Origin of the sequence: Sulfidibacter corallicola, assembly GCF_017498545.1 — a bacterium.
Classification (GTDB): Bacteria; Acidobacteriota; Holophagae; order Acanthopleuribacterales; family Acanthopleuribacteraceae; genus Sulfidibacter; species Sulfidibacter corallicola.
Genome location: NZ_CP071793.1, coordinates 1,964,330 through 1,982,103 on the forward strand (window position 1 = coordinate 1,964,330; position 17,774 = coordinate 1,982,103).

Genomic DNA, 17,774 nt, shown 5'->3' on the forward strand with positions numbered 1-17,774 from the left:
GTCAGCCGGGTGCGGGGCACGTGAACATTTGCAGGCCCAGGTCGCGGGCCAGGGTGCCCAACATGGCGGCACCGCGAACCGAGGTTCCGTAAGGATCGAGGGGTGGCGAATAGACCGCGATACCCATTTGACCCGGAACCGCGGCCACGATGGCGCCGCTGATGGCGCTCTTGGCGGGGATGCCCACGTCGAAGGCGAACTGACCGGAACTGTCGTGCATGCCGCAGGTGGCCATGACGGTGAGGATGTGGGGCACCAGGTCGGGATCGATAACTTGGCGACCGGTGATCGGATTGCGTCCGCCGGCGGCCAGCGTGGCGCCCATTCGGGCCAGCAACCGGCAGTCGACGCGCACCGAATTTTGGAGGAAGTAGCGCTCCAACGTCGGAGTGACCTCGGGGATGATGTCGAACTTGCGCAGCAGGTAGGCGATCGCCCGGTTGCGCTCGCCGGCCGTGCGTTCCGAGGCCAGGGCCAGCATGTCCACTTCCGGTTGGTCGGAGCCGGCGAATTCCCGGTAGGCGGTCAACATGTCGCCGAGCTGGTGGGAGGCGTTCGGTCCCAGCAGCATCGAGGCGATCGTCAGCGCGCCGGCGTTGTTGAGCGGGTTGTGGGGCCGCCGGAGACGCTGATCCAGATGGATGGCGTGGAAGGGGTTGCCGCTCGGTTCCACGCCCAATTTGCGGTGAACCCGTTGCATGCCGTGCCGTTGCAGGGCCAGGGCATAGGAGAACGGCGAGGCCGCGGCCTGAAGGGTGAACCCTTCGTCGGCGTCGCCGAACGCCGCTTCGACTCCGTCCGCGGTGCAAATGGCCACCGCCATGCGATGGGGATTGGCGGCCTGCAACTCGGGATAGAAATCCGAATTGCTGCCGCCCGTCGTGCAAAGTGCCGATTCGAAGGCGCTCGTACAGGCCCAGCGCAGGACCAGCGGGGCGCTGCGGGTGGGCTGCGGCCGAACCACCACCGGCGCCCGCGCGGCGGGAAGAAAGACGTGGATGCCGCGGCGCTTGGAGAGGCGCTCCAAAAAGGAGAGACCGCGCACGCTGTTGCCGTTTTCGTCCAGCCGGGGTGAAAACACGGCGATGCCCATGCGGCCGGGGACGACGGCGAAGATGCCGCCGCAGACGCCGCTCTTGGCGGGGACGCCCACGTCGAACCAGAACCGGCCGGCGTAATCGTAGAGGCCGCAGGTGGCCATGACCGTGAGCACGTCGCGCACGACCTTCGCCGGCAGGACCTTGCGACCGGTGAGGGGATGGGTGCCGGCATTGGCCAGGGTGGCCGCCATCACGGCCAGGTCGTGACAATTCGCGCGCACCGCACAGGCTTTGAAGTAAAAATCCAGCGCGGTTTCCACCGGCACGTCGAGCATGTGGAAAAAGTGCATCAGGTGGGCCAGCGCGCGATTGCCGAATCCCGTGTCCCGTTCGCTGAGGTAGACCGCCGAATCGAACTCGATGTTCTCGCGACCCATCAAGTCCGAAAAGATGCTGCGGATGCGGCGAACCTGCTCGCGTTCCGAACCGTGGGAGAACATGCCGGCCACGCCGATCGCGCCGGCGTTGACCATCGGGTTGTGGGGGCGTTTGCTGCCCGATTCCAAGATCAACATGGCGTCGAACGGTCGGCCCGTCGGTTCCACGCCGACCCGGGCATGAACCGCCTCGGGGGTGAAACGGTGGAGTGCGGTTCCGTAGAGAAACGGTTTGACCATCGATTGGAGGGTGAAGGCATCGCGGGCGCCACCCACGCTGAAAACGCGACCGTCGGTCAGGCAGACCGCCGCGGCGAACCGGTCGGGATCGACGCGGGCCAGCTCGGGGATGTAGTCCGCCGGAGCGCCGCCATCGATGTCGCGGCAGGATTCGAACACCGCCTCCAGCTCTCGTTGTATCGGATGGTCCGCCCCCGTCCGTCCCGTCGAGGCGGCTCCGATCTCGGCGTCGCGTCGTTTCACCCTGACTCCTTTCGCGGGCCCCCGGTAAATTCGAGCCCGCTCGATCCTTTCTTCTTGAGTTAGCGCACATTACTGAGAAACAAAAGGATTACTTTCCCAATAGGCTTAAGGATCTCTCCCAATTTTGTTAAACTCAATACTAAACCAAAAAGCGCGAACCGGCAGTCGGGTCCCCTCTCTTCGGCTTTCGCGTAAAGGATGAACGCGCCACTTCATGGAGTCCGGAACCTCACGTGAGGGAGCTGGACATGGAGAAGAATCGGAAAGAATCTTTGGAGCGGTTGGTCTGGAAATCGGAGGCTCTCCTGTCCCCTTCGAGGTGCATTTGTCACTGGATGCGGCGGGCTACTTCTGATCGTGTGCGATGCTCGGGGTGACCGGCATTTCGAGATTCCGCTTGCAAACTACTCAGACAATCAGGTGATCAATGGTGCCGGAGAACCGCGTCTCTCCCATCTTATTCGTGACGTTTTTTATCTTTGGAGCGCTTGCCTTCCTCAGTTCTCCCTACTTTTATGGGGAGATCGTCGAGAGTTTGGATGACAATTCGCCCTTGATGCGGCTCATGGTCGCCATCTCCGGATCGAGCGGTATCTTCTTCAATGCGATGATCATGGTCGCCCTGGCCCTGGTCTTGGATCGCACGGTCGGCATCGGGCGCGGTTTCCTGTGGGGCCTGCGCATGTGCTGGGAATACGTGCCCGGGCCCTTGAAATTCCTGGTGGTCGTGACGGGTTGTGTCTCGATCGTTTTGGATTTCAACGCCTTGGTGTTGTGGTTGATTGGCGAGCCCTCCGTGCCCACCGATCTGGAGCAAACCTATTTTTCCTTCGCCACCCTGTTGTCGTCGGTAACCCTGGGTTTCCACGCGACCACGGCCAATTCCTTCTTTTTGACCCTGGTCGGTTTCTCGCTCATGGTCGGCTACACCCGTGCGCCGGCCTGGAAACGCATTCGCTTCGTGCCGACGAGCAACGACAAAACCCTATCGGGGACCATGGCCCACGTGGACGACGAACGCCACCGGAAGAAAATCGCCAAGGCCGAACAGATGATCGAGGACGGCAAGTTGGGCCGGGCCGCGCGCCTGTTGGAATCCCTGGGTGAAGAGTACTGTTACCGGGCGGGCAAGCTCTATGTCCAGCGGGGCTTGGATGCCAAGGCGGCCGGCGCCTTTTTGCGCGGCGGCGATTATTATGCACGGATCGGCAACTACCTGCGGGCCGGCAACGCCTACTTTTTTGGCGGGCACTGGGACAAGGCCGTCGAGGCCTTCGGCAGAATGTCGCCGTCCAAGGGATTCATGGAGGACCGCGAGCGGGTGGAGCAATGGGGCTCGCGTTGGGGCGAATCCCTTTATCATTTGGGTCGATTCCAGGAATCGGCGGAGCTTTACCTGCGGTTCAAGATGTTCAAGAAGGCGGGGGAATCCTACGAAAAAGCGGGCATGATGAAAGAGGCGGCCGCGGCCTACGAAAAGAGCGGCGCCCACGATGCCACGCTGAAGGCGCTGGAGAACGGCGGTCACCGCGATTTGGCGTTGTTGGAAAAAGCCCAACGCATGGTGGATCAAAAAGATTTCGCCCAGGCCGCGTCGCTGTTCGAGCGTGGCGGAGACTTGGAATCCGCGGCGAGTGCCTACAAGGAAGCGAACCTGCTGCGCAAGGCCGCCAATTGTTATTTCGATCTGGAGCGCTACGATCTGGCGGTCGAACTCTATCTGGAAGTCGGTGACGAGGATCGAGCCCTGAATTGCTATCAGGAAATGGGGCAATTCCAGCGCGCCGCCCAGTTGGCCGCGGAGTTGGGATTGCAGGATCGCCAGGCGGCCCTGTTCCGCCAGGGCGGGTTTTTCGTACACGCGGCGCGGGCCCATTTGATGATCGGGGAACACACCCAGGCCGTGGCCTGTATGCGCGAAGTCTCTCCCGACAACGATGAAGAGTTGGAAGAGTGCAGTCAGATCCTGAGCATTCTGACCGAGCAGGGCCGGCTCCAAGAGGCGCTGGCCTGTGGCAACGCCTTGATCGAGGGGCGCGAACGAGAGCCCAAGCTGATTCCCATCGGGCTGCGCGTCATCGCGATCTACGAGCGCCTGGGCGACGAGCGGAATGCCGCCCACCAAGCCTTTCGCCTCGCCGATGCGCATCCGGAAAACGAAGCCTGTGTGCGGATGGCGGTGGAGCTCGGCAAGCGCATGAATTTGCAGTACCAGCCCAAGTTACCGGTGACGGGACCCCACTCGGCGCCACTCGAGGAACTGGTCGGCGCGGCCTCGGCGGTGGACCACGCGACGCGTCCGGCGCCCGATCTCCCGAAAGTACCGACGCCGCCGAGGGTCGCCAGACCTGCCAAACCCAGGCCGGCGCTGGCGCATCAGTTGCGCAGCGGGCCGCCGACGGGGCCCACCGACGACGAAGCCCAAACCGACATCACCCTGACCCTGGACGACGAATCCGTTTACGACCTGACGCGCGACGGCCCCCTGCACCGCTACCGCATCATCAAGGAGCTCGGCAAGGGCGGCATGGGTCGCGTCTACAAGGCGGTCGACTCGCGCCTCAAGCGCAAGGTCGCGCTCAAGATGCTGCACCCCGAGCTCAATCACGAGCCGAAGGTCCTGCTGTTCTTCAAGCGCGAAGTGCAATCGATCGCCTCGCTCAACCATTCCAACATCGTGCAACTCTACGATGCGGGCATGGAGAAGGGCTGTTTCTACATGGTCATGGAATACGTCAAGGGCGCCACGCTGGACCGGTTGGCGCTGCGCCAGCCGGACAACCTGCTGCGCAGCATGGTGGCGATCTGGCACCAGGCCTGTCAGGGTTTGAAGTTCGCACACGACAACGGCATCATTCATCGCGACATCAAGCCGACGAACATCATGGTGAACAAGTCGCGAACCGTGAAGATTCTCGATTTCGGGTTGGCCAAACAGGTTTCCGACACCAACCAGACCCAGCAACTGTGGGGGACGCCGACGTTCATGGCGCCGGAGCTGTTTTTGGGGGACCGCGCCAGTTTTCAGACGGATATTTATTCGATGGGCGCGACCTTCTACGTTCTGGCCACGGGTGAGGAACCGTTCGACAAGGGCAACGCCTCGGCCAAGTTCGCGGGCCACGGGCTGCCGGAACCGCCACACAGCAAGAATCCCAAGGTGCCCGAGGCCCTGTCGGATACCATATTGAAGTGTTTCCATTTGGATCCCAACAACCGCTACAAGAGCGTGGACGAGTTGATTGCGCGATTGCGCTCCATCGGCCCGCGCTGATCGCCGGTGCCCGCAATTGCGAGGGCTTTTCGAGAGCTGCGAAACGGCAGGGCAGGCGCCCAGGTCGATTTCGAGAGGGGAACGACGCGAAGCGTGCCGATGTGGAGTTCGGGGCCGGTAGTCGCACCCGGAAGATCGATGACGCGTCACGCCAACTCGGCTCGAAGTGCCCGTGTGTTCGTAAGCTGCGTAAAGCCTGTAGGTTGAGCACGGCCGGTATGGCAGCCTGCCTTACCGGCCCTGCTCAACCAGTCGGAGCGACTTGGATGCGATGTGCATAATCGATGGAGAGGGGCGCAATCCCAGCCTTGGCCCGCTCGGGAGAAGGCGATGCTTCGCTCTTTGGCGTTACCTGCTGGATGGAGAGGGGTTGCTTCGAATGGTTCAGCCGGCGGCTGAACCTACCGGGCACGACGCCCCTCTCGAGATGCTGGAACTCCTGGGATACGCACCCGGAAGATCGATGACGCGTCGCGCCAACTCGGCTCGAAGTGCCCGTGTGTTCGTAAGCTGCGTAAAGCCTGTAGGTTGAGCAGCCTGCTCAACCAGTCGAAGCGACTTGGATGCGATGTGCATAATCGATGGAGAGGGGCGCAATCCCAGCCTTGGCCCGCTCGGGTGAAGGCGATGCTTCGCTCTTTGGCGTTACCTGCTGGATGAAGAGGGGTTGCTTCGAATGGTTCAGCCGGCGGCTGAACCTACCGGGCACGACGTCCCGCTCGGGATGCGGGAACTCTTGGCTGGGATCGCTTCGATTTTTGGATTGCGGCGAAAGGTCACCGCCAACGCATCACCACATCTGCCATGTCTTGACGAGATCCATGATGAGGACCATGCCCATGAGGGCGATGAGGAAGACGAAGCCGATGATCTTGATGCGGTACTTCGTGTAGAGGCTGAAATCCCTGCCCGTGACGCCTTCCACCAACAAGACGAAGATCTCGCCGCCGTCGAGCACCGGAATCGGCAACAGGTTGAGAATGCCCAATTGCAGCGAGAGGAACGCCATCAGGTTCAGGAAGTACCAGATGTTCTCGCGGATCGATTCGCTGGCGATACGGCTGATCTCCACCGGCCCCGAAAGGGTGCGTACCGACAACTGGCCGGTGACCAGTTTGCGCAGGGCGCTGAAGAGGACCACCGAGGAGTTCACGCAGGTGTCCCAGGAATACGAAAAGGCTTCCCCGACCGACAGTTTCTTTTCCACCGTGTCCGTCTTCATGAGGATGCCGAGCAGCCAAGTGCCTTCCTCGTTCTGCCGCGGCGATACCATTTGCGTGATCACCTCGCCGTTGCGTTCGATCGTCAACTCCGACGGCTCCGGCGCGCGTTCACCCAACTTGATCGAGACCAGGCTTTTGCCGTTGATGGCATAGGGCACCACGGCCTCGCCGTTGATGTGGGTGATCACGTCTTCAGGTTGGAGGCCGGCTTCCGAGGCCGCGCTATCGGCCATCACCTCGTTGATGATGACGCGCGAGTAGGCGTAGAACTCCTGAATGCCGTGGCCCTCGATTTCGTGCATCGGGATCTTCAGGTTGACGTCGCGCTGCTCGCCGTCGCGCTCTACGCGCAGGGCCACGTCCTGGTTGGCGTGCAGCAGGATGAAGGTCCGCACCTCTTCGTAGCTGGTCACCGGCTCGCCGTTCATGCTGACGATGCGGTCCAGCGGCTGCAATCCCGCTGCGGCCGCGCTGGAGTCCGGGGAAACGAAGCCGATCGTGTAGGGCTCCTTTTTATAATCGGTGGTGTAAATGGGGTTGAGGGCGAAGACCATCCAGAAGAGAAGCAGGGCCAGGATCAGGTTGAAGGCCGGTCCCATGACGAGGACCAAAAAACGCAACCACTTGGGGCGATTGTAGAAATGTTGGGCATCATCGGGGATTTCGTCCATGTAGACCGCTTCGCCCATCAAGTCCACGTACCCGCCCAGCGGTAGCAGGTTCCAGCGGTAGTCCGTGCCACCATAGGTGAAACCGAACAGTTTTTTTCCGAAACCGAACGCGAATTTGTGGACCCGAATGCCGCCCAGCTTGGCGATCAGGAAGTGACCAAATTCGTGAATCACCACGAGGGGCACCAAGAGAAGGAAAAAGGAAATGATTCGATTTCCGATGATTTGCTGGAAGAGTTCTGACAAAATCCATGCCTCCGGGTGGGGTCGTATCGCGATGTGGGTGAGATGCCTTGGTTAGGTTCTCACTCGAGATTGGATACGGTGTTCAGCTTTTGAAGGATGTCTTTCGCGGCGACGCGCGTCTGTTCGTCGATGGCGAAAAGGTCGTCCAGGTTGGCGGCTTTGGTGTGACCCAGCCGGTCCAGGCAGGCGCGGTTGATACGTGGAATGTCGGTGAAACGGATGCGGTGTTCCAGGAAGGAGGCGACGGCGACCTCGTTGGCGGCATTGAGCACCGTGGGCGCGGCGGGTCCGCCGCCGGCCGCATCGTAGGCGAGCTGAATGCAGGGGAAGCGCTCGCGATCGGCGGGGAAGAACTGGAGCTCCAGGCCTTGCGTGATGTCGAGGCCCTCGAAGGGGCTGGGGCGTCGCTCCGGCCAGGTCAGCGCGTACTGGATCGGATCGCACATGTCGGTGCGACCGAGCTGGCACTTGTAGGAGCCGTCCACGGTCTCGATCATCGAATGCACGATGGATTGCGGATGGACGACGATTGCGATGTCCTCGGGCGCGAAGTCGAAAAGAAAATGAGCCTCGATGACTTCCAGGCCCTTGTTCATCATGGTGGCGCTGTCGATGGAGATTTTCGGGCCCATGTCCCAGGTGGGGTGTTTGAGCGCCTGTTCCGGGGTGATGGCGTCCATGTCGCCGGAATAGGTGCGGAAGGGGCCGCCCGAGGCCGTCAAGATCAGGCGCGCGACCTCCTCGTGACGCTCGCCACGAAGGCACTGGTGCAGGGCGTTGTGTTCGGAATCGATCGGAAGCAGGGTGATGCCGGTTTCCGCGGCGGCCTGGCTCATGAAGGCGCCGGCCACGACCATCGATTCCTTGTTGGCCAGGCCGATGTGAGACCCGGCGCGAATCGCCCGCATCGTCGGCTTCAGGCCGGCGGCACCGACGATCGCCGATACCACCAGGTCGGCTTCGAGTTCGGCGATCGCGTCACAGAGTTCCCGTTCGCCCTGGACGACGGTGGTGGCCCGCGCGTCGAGGCGCTGTCGGAGCCAGACCGCATCGGTCTCGCTGCCGATGGCCGCCACCTTGGGCTGCCAACGCAGGCACTGTTCCAGCAGGGCGTCGCGCGATCGGTTGGCGGCCAACAGCACGATCTCGAATCCCTCCGGCATGGCCTCGATGACCTTGAGGGTGGAGCGTCCCACCGATCCGGTACTTCCCAAAATGGCAATCGTTTTCGTCATATCGAACTCACCTCAAAAAACAAGCCGCCATTTTACCCCATCGTGCGGCCCCTGTCATTTTTGAGGTCGCCGCGGCGACCCAAGGCAGGGGCCGCCGCGATCGCAACTCGCGGAATCGGATCGGGTTGCCGGCCCGTGACACCGGCCGCGGACTCAGGTGCGGTTCCGTGATTGGAGCGAGGACGGTTGACCTGTCGCCTGCAGTACCGCCATCCAGATCTCGCTCTCGAGCGAGATTTTCTTGCGGGTGGCGACCGCGATCGGAATCGGCACGTGGATGTACTGGTTGAAACGGCGACCGATCATGAGGTCGGTTTTGCCCGCCATCGCCGCGTGCACCGCGAACCGGGCCAGATCGGCCGCAAATATGCGGTCATTGGCGTTTGCGGGCAGGCTGCGCAGCATGTAACTGGGGTCGAAGTACTTCAGGTTGACTTCCAGGTTGCGTTCCTTGAAATAGCGATTGATGCGGTTTTTGAGGTAGACCCCGATGTCGCCGTGTTTCACGTTGCCCGAGGCGTCCACGATGCGTTCGTCCTCCTCGAGCAGGTGCTGGCCGGCCCCCTCGGCGATGACGATGACCGCGTGGTGCTTGTGGCGGATGCGGGCCTCCAGGTGTTCCAGTAGGGCACCCGGTCCGTCGAGGTCGAATTCCAGTTCGGGGATCAGGGTGTAATTGACCGTGATCGAAGCCAGCGTGGCGTAGGACGCGATGAACCCCGAATCGCGGCCCATCACCTTGACCAGGCCGATCCCGTTGGGATTGCCCTTGGCCTCGATATGCGCCGCATCGAGCGCGTCGCGCGCGAAGGACACCGCCGTGTCGAATCCGAAGGTCTTGTACACGAAGTTGATGTCGTTGTCGATCGTCTTGGGTACGCCGACGATGGCGATGTTCAGGCCGCGCCGTTCGATTTCCTGCCATACCCCGTGGGCCGCCCGCTGGGATCCGTCGCCGCCGACGATGAACAGCATGTGAATGTTGCGGGCCACGAGGGTGTCCACGACGACGCCTACGTCCACGTGGCCGCGAGAGGTGCCCAGCATGGTGCCGCCGTGGGCCTGGATATCCGACACGCGTTCGTGGTTCAGGATGATCGGTTCCAGTTCGTAGGACGGATCCAGGCCCCGCAGACCGTAGCGGAATCCCGTCACCGATTTGACGTGGTAGATGTAGTGCAGCTCCATGTACAGGGCGCGGATCACGTCGTTCAGGCCGGGGCAGATGCCGCCGCAGGTCACGATGCCCGCGTTGACTTCACCCGGATTGAAAAACAATCGGTGGCGCGCTCCTGCCTTTTCGAACGCCAAATCCGTCTGGAGCTCGGAATCTCGCTTGAAGACACATTGATAGGGAACTCGCTCGTCGTCGTCGACCCAATAGCGGCCCGCCGCGATGTTTTTCAAACCGGGGACATCTTCCGAGTTCACACGTGCTTCACCGAGTGTGGGGATTTCGAAATCACTGGGTTTCCACATGGTCCTTTTCCCTTTTCATCAAAGGCGACACGAAGTGCCGCCGGACGCGGACTTCGCGCTTGTTGTCGGATTCGGATCTCGCCTCCGTTTCCGGTCGGCGCCCGTATCCCGGTTGAGATCAAGTATCCGATGGTGCGATAGGACTTCCTCGAGATTGGCTGGCGGTGCGCGACCGAGACATCAATCCAGTCCGAACTCCTTCAGTTTGTGGTGCACGAACGTGTCGAGCGATTCACGTGTCAGCGTGGGTACATCACAAAATTCGATGCCGCAGCCGCCGACCTCGCCCAAGGACATCTTGTGAACGATGATTCCGTCCATCAGCATGCCGTTCAGGATTTCGATCGAGAAGCGAATACCACATAGACGATCGCCCTTGGTCAGGTTGTCCCGGTCCGTTTCGATCGCGATATAGGCGCCGCCCGCCGAGAGGCTCAAAACCGGGATGTTGGTGTAGCGTCTGTCGTTCAGCGAGAAATCGACCGCGCAGTCCATGAACCCGCGGGTGGGCAATCGTTGGTAGCGTCTTTTTTCCCTCATTACAGGCCTCGTGCATTGCGAACTCATCGTCAAGGAGATCCTTCCGTGTTCACCCCGCCGGTTTCCTTCCACTCGTTTTGGGAATGGTTTCACCTGGACGAAGGGTTGCGCGGAGGAACGGCGGAACGTTCGGGGATTCCTCTCGCGGAAGAGCGTCGCGGCGACGGGCGATTGCCGCAGGATACCGGACTGCACCGGAAGGGTGCGGCGCGCCGACAAAGGTGCCTGAGTCGATGGAAGCTCGGTAGCTCAATGGAAGGGAATCCCCAGTGGATGGATCCAGAAGTCTGAGCCTATTGTACCTGGAAAAGAAATGAAATCCAGGGTTTCTGAGCGAGCCGGTCGGAAACCCCTGGCGGGTCTTGACCGAGGCGTCAAATCTTTCGAAAAACTAAGGCTCTGTCGGATTTTTCCACAAGTTTTTCCACAGGCGGCATGCCGCGTTGGGACGAGCCTGAAATGTGCTCTTAGCGGAGGGATGTTTGGCTGTCAAGACCTGTGGCGGGGAAAAAAACGGGTGGTACCAAGGCGCGCGCCATGCACAGACATCTGTGCAGGATGGTTGAAATCCTTGAGTGGCAAGTGGTCCAGGTCGTCTTGCACACGGTTTTCCACAGCTTTTTCCGCAATTCTTGTCAAAAATTCACAATCGACTCCGGGTGGCTCCGGTCGTGGGCGTTTGCGTGTCGCCCAGCGGCTCCCGGGCGATTTGGGGGACCCTGGCTGTCCCTGACCCGAACCGGACCGGGGGCGTCGACTTCGCGGATCGACCGCGAACGGGTAAAATGGAGGGAACGCAGTCCCTTTTCTCGCGAAGTCGTCGCCGTAATTCCATGGGAACCGCGGCAGCGGTAATCCTTTTTGGTTCGGTGGATGGATGTCCGGGCCGCGGTGCGGCCGGTCGCGCTGCAAGGATTCCTGTTGCCGCCTGGTTTGGAAAAAGAAGGTTGGAGGCGTTCATGAACACCGCTTATGGCCCGCTCATGCGCATGTTGCAAATCGGTTTTATCGGCGCGGTCGCCCTGACGGGCGTTGCCTACGTGCTCAAGGGCAGTTTGGGGGAACCATCGCAGATGCAGCGAGAGTTGTTGCAGGAGCCCGTTCAGAACCCCACCGACCGCGAGGAGTTCATGTTCCATTTCGCCGGTACCGATTACGCCGTGATCCCCTTGGCGGATTACGAAATGTGGGGCCTGGTGGTGACCCACAACAATACCCAGGGCATCGCCGACATCTACCATGACGCGAGTTCCGTGGATACCAAGGACATCTGTGTGGTCTGGGGCGACAACATCACCACGGGTGGGTATCAGCACGCCGAATTTTGGAGCGGTCCCTGGACCTGTTATTGGCGATCGAGCATCGGGGTGGAGATCTCGCCGCTGGAGATTTCCAACAACCATCTGCTGACGGCGGATCCCCAGGTTCGCGAGCGCATCGCCGACGTGCGGGTGGGGGATCAAGTGTACGTTCGCGGCATGCTGGTGGGCTATCACCCGGTTCACTATCCCAATTACGTGCGCAACTCCAGCCTCACGCGGGAGGACACCGGCAACGGCGCCTGCGAAGTCCTGTTCGTCGAAGATATCGAGATCCTGCAGGCGGGCACGCCGTTCTGGTATTTCGGCTTTCGTTTCGGGCTGGGGCTGTGCGTGCTTTTTCCGATCGCCATGCTGTTGACGATGAGCCTGCAGGTACGGGCTCGGCCGCGTCCCCAGTACAGCAGCCGTTGGGGCGAGTATTCGGGATAGGGGCCCATTCGGAACGGGCGGGGGTCCAGGGTCCGGGCGTGAACGCCGAATGGGCCCGCTATCAGGTATCGGGTATCAGGTATCAGGGAACCGAAGCGCTTGCTAGCATTTACCTGACACCTGACACCTGACACCTGACACCTGACACCTGACACCTTAAGGCCGATTCCGTGCCGATCCTGCAGGATCGGCACTCACACGTGGAGTTCCTCGGGATAGTCGCGCTTGAGCAGCATGTGGAGCTTGCGACTGATCAGGTCCAGCCCGACCTTGTTGCGGCCGCCGTGGGGAATGATGATGTCCGCCCACCGCTTGGATGGTTCCACGAATTCCAGGTGCATCGGCTTGACCGTGGTCTGGTACTGGTGCAGCACCTCCTCCAGGGTACGGCCCCGCTCGCTGATGTCGCGGCGCAGACGGCGAATCAGGCGATCGTCGTCGTCGGTGTCGATGAACACCTTCATGTCGAGCAGCTCGCGCAATCGGGCTTCGCCGAAAATCAGGATGCCCTCGACGATCAGGACCGAGGGCAGTTCGAGGCGCTGCACCGTGGACTTGCGGGTATATTGATTGAAGTCGTATTCCGGAATGTCCACCGCTTGCCCGGACCGTAGCGTGCTGAGGTCCCGGATGAGCCGGTCGGTGTCCAGGCTGTCGGGGTGGTCGAAATTGACCTTTTTGCGTTCAGCGAGGGAAAGGTGATCCAGGGGGCGGTAATAGGCGTCGTGACGGATCACCGCGAGGTCGGCGTCGTCCAGGTTGGCCAGGACCAGATCCGCGAAGGTGCTCTTGCCGCTGCCGCTGCCGCCGGCGATGCCGATCACCACCAATTTCGGTTTACTTTCCATGATCACCAGCCTCCTCATCGATCCGCGCGGGACGGTATTGCCGGGTATCGCCCGCCGGCGCGTCGGTTGTCGTGGGACGGGGCCCTCGACATGTCGTTCCAGCCGGCGCGGAAAGGTACGGTCGGAGCCTGTTCCCGGTGTCCCGCAGGGCTTGGCCCATTTAACGATGAGTGTGGGCTCAGGTCAATCTTTTGGTGTCTTGGCGCTCGGGTCGAAATTGGTGGAGAAACCGTGACTTTTCGCTCGCGAGACGCCTTTCGGGTGGAACGGTGCGCGATTATACGCTTGGGGACTTTTTCTGGAATTTCGATTTGAAATCGGTCGGTCCAATTGGTAAATTGAGGGACGCCCAATTTGAGAGTGCGTGGTTCTCCGCGACCGGAAAGGGGTCCCACCGTCTTGCGCTGCACGTGCGGTGAAATCCTAAATTGTGCTTAGCTTTTTTCGGTTTCTGCCATATACTCAAAGCCGGGCTTCGTCTTGCTTGGCAAGAATTCAATCGATTACAATGGGCTGATCCCCCATCACTTTGCCCTATTTTTTTGCGAGAGGAACTCCATCAAATGGATTTAATCCTTTATGACGAAGAGCTGCAACAGGTCCAGAAGTGCATCAATCAACTGCACGTGGATGCGCGATCGAAAATCGTTTTCGTCGTCGACAAAAACGGCCAACAGATCGCAGCGGCGGGCGACATCGGCGACATCGACCCCACCTCCCTTGCTTCGCTGACTGCCGGTAATGTTGCTGCGACCGATGGACTCGCCAAGCTGATTGGAGAAAAGGAATTTTCGATTCTATTCCATGAAGGTGAGCGCGACAACGTCCACATCTCCATCGTGGCCAACCGTGTGATTCTGGTCATCATTTTCGACGAGCGCTCTTCTCTTGGGCTGGTTCGCCTTCGGGTGAAAAAGGCCTCGATCGAGCTGACCAAGATTTTCGAGACCATTATGGAAAAGGCACAACGTGAGTCCTCCAGCGGCTTGGAAGCCGCATTTGCCGAGATTACCGACGACGATATCGACAACCTCTTCGGGTAACCATCAATAAGAGAACGGGTGCTCAAATATGGCTTTCATTAATTATGCGGCGCGTGAAGTGAACTGTAAGATCGTTTACTACGGTCCCGGTCTGTGTGGAAAAACAACCAATTTGCAGTTTATTTACGAGAAGACCGATCCCCGCAACAAGGGGAAGATGATATCTCTGGCAACCGAAACGGATCGGACTCTGTTCTTCGATTTTCTGCCGTTGGATTTGGGTACCATACGTTCTCTGAAAGTACGGTTTCACCTGTATACCGTGCCGGGTCAGGTGTTCTATAACGCCAGTCGCAAATTGATACTGAAAGGGGTGGACGGCGTCATCTTCGTGGCCGATTCCCAGGAAGCGCGGCTCGACGCCAACCTCGAAAGTATCGACAACCTCGAAAAGAACCTCAAAGAGCAGGGTTACGAACTACAAACCATTCCCTACGTGCTTCAATTGAACAAGCGCGACCTGCCGACGGCACTTTCGGCCGAAGAGCTCACCCAGGAGTTGCGACTCAAGGGGGAGCCCGTTTTCGAAGCGATTGCACCCAAGGGAATCGGTGTGTACGAGACCTTGAAGGCCTGCGCCAAGCAAGTTCTGACCGAGCTCAAGAAGAGTAGCTGATCGTTCCGTATCCGGAAACGTGAGATCGCGACGGAACTATGGGTCGGGAGCCTGACGCCATCCCTTTCGGTGGGATGGGGTGTGGTTCCCCGTCCGTCGATTTTCGTCCGGTTTAGGTCAAGACCGTGTCTCCATTCGACTGGCTCAATCAATGGTTTCGCCTCCAGGAACAACCCTATCTCGCGCTCGGGGTAGGTGTCGCGCTGTTGCTCGTCGCCTCGGAACTGGTCGTGCTGATCCTGGGCCGGCTCGAGGACAAGAATTTTGGCGTGGTGCACCTGGGAACGCTGTTCACCCCATTGTGCACCGGGTTTCCCAATTTGATGCTGGGCATGTTCGGCCAGACACGGTTGCAGGGCGATCTGGTCATTCACCTCAACATCGGTAACAACCTCGCCAATACGACCTTGGTCACCGGAACCATCATGGCGCTGGCCGGGCCTTTGTTGGTGACCGTGGCCAAGGGATCCAGCAAGAAGGCGCGCCGCGCCCGCGCCGATTTCCACTTGGCGCTCCTGTCTTTCTGGCTCGGAGCGGTGTTGCTGTTCGAGTGCGTGCGCGACGGGGTGGTGACGCGCGAGGACGGGCTCAAACTGGTTGGACTCTACTTCGGGTACCAACTGCTGATGTGGATGCGTCGCGGAACGCCACCCAAAAAGAAGCGCCTGCCTCTCTCGGTCGGTCTTTCGCTGCTTCTGCTCCTGGTCCTCTGCGCACTCTTGATTTCCTTCAGCGTCGACGCCATCTCGCTGGGCATGGAGTCGATGGGGGCGTTGATACCGGGCGCCTCCCTGGGGATGGTGCTCGGGCTGCTGACCGTCCTGCCCGAAAGCTTTCTGCTTCTGCGTCTGGCGCGGAAACAGGGAAGCCTGGGTCTGACCGGTCTGGTGGGCGATTGTTTGGTCAGTATTCCTCTGGTAGTCGGCGTTTCGTCGTTGATCGCACCGATCACCACGGCCCCCATCCATCATTGGCGCGATGCCGCGGCGCGGCCCTTCCTGAGCCTGGCCGGAACCATGTTCTGCTTCACCCTCCTCTCGTTTCGGCAGAAGCAGGTGCCCCGCAAGGTGGGTCTGCTATTTTGCGGTCTTTATGCTATGGTGTGGTGGTTGAGTTCCTGAAAACGATAACCGAAGTTTGAATCTAAATCGCTGTAAATGTTTTGGTTATGCGCTGGGTTCCGTTTGTCTCCACGAAGGCCCGGCGTCGAGGAGGATTGCATCGTGCTCGTCAACAACATGTCCACGGACTTTCGCGCCAAGCTGCTTCAAGTCGTCGATGACTACATCGCCACCGAGTTGGAGAGTATCCGCAACAAGCTGATCGGGGCCCTTTTGGATACCCGCCTCGTGCTGAATGATTTTGCCGAGCTGGCGCTGCGTCACCTGTGTCAACGGCTCAAGGTCGACCGCATCTATGCCTGCGATACGCGGGATGGCCAGGTCCTGGCCGGATGGAACAAGGGCAAGAACATCGCCCGCGTCGAAGATTGGGATGAAGGCTACGTACCCCTGGAAATGGACGAAACCCTCAAATTGGCCCTGGAGGGAGATGAACTGGTGGCTAATCCCGTTCCGGGTGTCGGTGCCGATTTCACCATGCCGGTTTATTTCGATGACGGCCGCGTCTGGTTGTTGGTCTTCGATCAGACGGACGAGGCCCGCGAATTCAACAATCGCGACATCGCCCACATGTACCTCGTGCGTGACCTGATTCGGATCAAGGCGCGCTGGGTTAACGAAAGGGAGCCGGTCAGCCAGGGCTGAAGGCCGGAGCCGGGGCCTCTTGGCCCCCTTTCGTCCCTTATTATCCAGTCAAGTACATCAAGAGCCAGAGGGTGCCCATGCCGACCGCGAGCGTGGGAAAGATCTTGCGGGTGGTGGCGGCGACCACCATCGCCGCCACCCCAGCCAACAGGCGCAGGTTCGAGAAACTGAGGTCCGGATGGCCCTGGTGGATGACCAGAGAGGGCACGATCAGGGCGCTGAGCACGGCCACCGGAATGTATTTCAGAATGCGTTCGAAGCTTTGCGGCACGTTCAGGCGGCTCAGCATGCCGATGAACGAGAAACGGAAGACGAAGGTCCCGGCGCCGATCGCCAGCATGGCGAACCATATGGGGTGATTAATGTGCATGAGACCATCCTTCCGCCAGCAATGCGGCGACGGAGCCACTCAGGGCTGCCGCGATGAAACCGAGGTTGAAGGGGAGACCGTGACCCAGGACCGCGACGACGGCCGCGGTTGCGGCGGCGATCCAACTGGGGCGATTGCGAATGAGTGGGAAGAGTAACGCCATGAAAGTCAAGGGGATCGCGAACTCGAACGACAACTCCGGGGGCAGTGCGGCGCCCATGTAGATGCCGGCCGCAGTGCCCAGTTGCCAGAAGAACCAAAGCGAAAAGGCGGCACCCAAATAGAACCACCGCTTGCCTACTTCGCTGATTTCCTGTTCGTATCGGGCGATGGACAGGGCGAAGGCCTGGTCCGTCAACAGGTAGGCGATCAGCGTTTTCCATTTGGAGGATAGGTTCTTGAAGTGGGGAGCGATCGAGGCGCTGTACATCAACATGCGCAGGTTGATCAGCAGGGCCGTCAACACCACGATGGCGATAGGGGTTCCTCGATCGAGCAACTCGATGGTGGCCAGTTGCGACGCACCCGCGAAAATCACGAAGGACAAGGCGTGTGCGGCGAGTAAGGGGAGGTCGGCGGCGACGGCGGTGGCTCCGGCGATGACCGCAAAGGGCAGTATTCCCAGCAGCAAAGGCGCGGTTGCCTTGGCGCCGGCGACAAACAAAACGCGTTGAGACAAGGCCAACTCCTGAAGGCGAAACTCGGCTTATCCCCAAAAGGTCAAACCCATGATCATCATAACGAATCTAAAA

At 60.2% G+C, this 17,774-nt stretch carries 14 protein-coding genes; 6 read left to right on the forward strand and 8 right to left on the reverse strand.

Translation table 11 applies throughout. The features are described from left to right. Position 1: 1 nt before the first annotated feature. A complete protein-coding gene (gene glsA, locus J3U87_RS05660) occupies positions 2-1,960 on the reverse strand; it encodes a glutaminase A (RefSeq protein ID WP_237382061.1) in 1,959 nt (652 codons plus the stop codon). Between the two features lie 535 nt (positions 1,961-2,495). On the opposite strand from glsA, the gene J3U87_RS05665 reads away from it, so the two are divergent. Continuing rightward, positions 2,496-5,234: a protein kinase domain-containing protein gene (locus J3U87_RS05665; protein ID WP_237382062.1), complete on the forward strand. Its 2,739-nt coding sequence runs from the start codon at positions 2,496-2,498 to the stop codon at positions 5,232-5,234. Between the two features lie 790 nt (positions 5,235-6,024). On the opposite strand, the gene rseP is transcribed toward J3U87_RS05665, so the two are convergent. The 4 genes from rseP to J3U87_RS05685 form a co-directional block, all read right to left on the reverse strand. Further along, entirely contained in the window at positions 6,025-7,374 is a 1,350-nt protein-coding gene (gene rseP / locus J3U87_RS05670; RefSeq protein ID WP_237382063.1) for an RIP metalloprotease RseP, read from the reverse strand. Positions 7,375-7,433: 59 nt separating this feature from the next. Continuing rightward, on the reverse strand, positions 7,434-8,609 hold the full coding sequence (gene dxr, locus J3U87_RS05675) for a 1-deoxy-D-xylulose-5-phosphate reductoisomerase (protein WP_237382064.1): 1,176 nt from the start codon (positions 8,607-8,609) through the stop codon (positions 7,434-7,436). 153 nt (positions 8,610-8,762) lie between these two features. Further along, positions 8,763-10,088 carry an ATP-dependent 6-phosphofructokinase gene (locus J3U87_RS05680; RefSeq protein WP_237382065.1) on the reverse strand — a complete coding sequence of 442 codons (1,326 nt, stop codon included), beginning with the start codon at positions 10,086-10,088 and terminating at the stop codon, positions 8,763-8,765. Between the two features lie 180 nt (positions 10,089-10,268). Continuing rightward, positions 10,269-10,628, reverse strand: a complete 360-nt coding sequence (locus tag J3U87_RS05685) for a PilZ domain-containing protein (protein ID WP_237382066.1) — start codon at positions 10,626-10,628, stop codon at positions 10,269-10,271. A 959-nt stretch (positions 10,629-11,587) separates the two neighbouring features. Here J3U87_RS05685 and J3U87_RS05690 point away from each other — a divergent pair. Continuing rightward, a complete protein-coding gene (locus J3U87_RS05690) occupies positions 11,588-12,379 on the forward strand; it encodes a hypothetical protein (RefSeq protein WP_237382067.1) in 792 nt (263 codons plus the stop codon). A 194-nt stretch (positions 12,380-12,573) separates the two neighbouring features. On the opposite strand, the gene udk is transcribed toward J3U87_RS05690, so the two are convergent. After that, the gene (gene udk / locus J3U87_RS05695; RefSeq protein ID WP_237382068.1) at positions 12,574-13,227 is read right to left on the reverse strand and encodes a uridine kinase; all 654 of its coding nucleotides are present in this window, start codon (positions 13,225-13,227) and stop codon (positions 12,574-12,576) included. 563 nt (positions 13,228-13,790) lie between these two features. Here udk and J3U87_RS05700 point away from each other — a divergent pair. From J3U87_RS05700 to J3U87_RS05715, 4 genes are all read left to right on the forward strand, one after another. After that, positions 13,791-14,270 (forward strand): roadblock/LC7 domain-containing protein, encoded by a 480-nt coding sequence (locus J3U87_RS05700; protein WP_237384484.1) that lies wholly within the window; start codon positions 13,791-13,793, stop codon positions 14,268-14,270. Positions 14,271-14,298: 28 nt separating this feature from the next. Further along, a complete protein-coding gene (locus J3U87_RS05705) occupies positions 14,299-14,886 on the forward strand; it encodes a GTP-binding protein (protein ID WP_237382069.1) in 588 nt (195 codons plus the stop codon). 125 nt (positions 14,887-15,011) lie between these two features. Next, on the forward strand, positions 15,012-16,007 hold the full coding sequence (locus J3U87_RS05710) for a hypothetical protein (protein WP_237382070.1): 996 nt from the start codon (positions 15,012-15,014) through the stop codon (positions 16,005-16,007). Positions 16,008-16,109: 102 nt separating this feature from the next. Continuing rightward, positions 16,110-16,652, forward strand: coding sequence for a hypothetical protein (locus J3U87_RS05715; RefSeq protein ID WP_237382071.1), 543 nt, complete (start codon positions 16,110-16,112; stop codon positions 16,650-16,652). A 40-nt stretch (positions 16,653-16,692) separates the two neighbouring features. Here the strand turns inward: J3U87_RS05715 and J3U87_RS05720 are convergent, their stop codons facing one another. Together J3U87_RS05720 and J3U87_RS05725 are read right to left on the reverse strand one after the other, a co-directional pair. After that, positions 16,693-17,022: an AzlD domain-containing protein gene (locus J3U87_RS05720; protein WP_237382072.1), complete on the reverse strand. Its 330-nt coding sequence runs from the start codon at positions 17,020-17,022 to the stop codon at positions 16,693-16,695. Then, positions 17,012-17,701 (reverse strand): AzlC family ABC transporter permease, encoded by a 690-nt coding sequence (locus tag J3U87_RS05725; protein ID WP_237382073.1) that lies wholly within the window; start codon positions 17,699-17,701, stop codon positions 17,012-17,014. Before J3U87_RS05725 ends, J3U87_RS05720 begins: the two co-directional genes overlap by 11 nt. Between the last annotated feature and the right edge of the window lie 73 nt (positions 17,702-17,774).

Bases quoted from the DNA above. Each gene is read 5' to 3' on its own strand.
- dxr (WP_237382064.1), bottom strand. From the start codon at position 8,609: ATGACGAAAACGATTGCCATTTTGGGAAGTACCGGATCGGTGGGACGC.
- J3U87_RS05680 (WP_237382065.1), bottom strand. From the start codon at position 10,088: ATGTGGAAACCCAGTGATTTCGAAATCCCCACACTCGGTGAAGCACGT.
- J3U87_RS05685 (WP_237382066.1), bottom strand. From the start codon at position 10,628: ATGAGGGAAAAAAGACGCTACCAACGATTGCCCACCCGCGGGTTCATG.
- J3U87_RS05690 (WP_237382067.1), top strand. From the start codon at position 11,588: ATGAACACCGCTTATGGCCCGCTCATGCGCATGTTGCAAATCGGTTTT.
- udk (WP_237382068.1), bottom strand. From the start codon at position 13,227: ATGGAAAGTAAACCGAAATTGGTGGTGATCGGCATCGCCGGCGGCAGC.
- J3U87_RS05700 (WP_237384484.1), top strand. From the start codon at position 13,791: ATGGATTTAATCCTTTATGACGAAGAGCTGCAACAGGTCCAGAAGTGC.
- J3U87_RS05705 (WP_237382069.1), top strand. From the start codon at position 14,299: ATGGCTTTCATTAATTATGCGGCGCGTGAAGTGAACTGTAAGATCGTT.
- J3U87_RS05720 (WP_237382072.1), bottom strand. From the start codon at position 17,022: ATGCACATTAATCACCCCATATGGTTCGCCATGCTGGCGATCGGCGCC.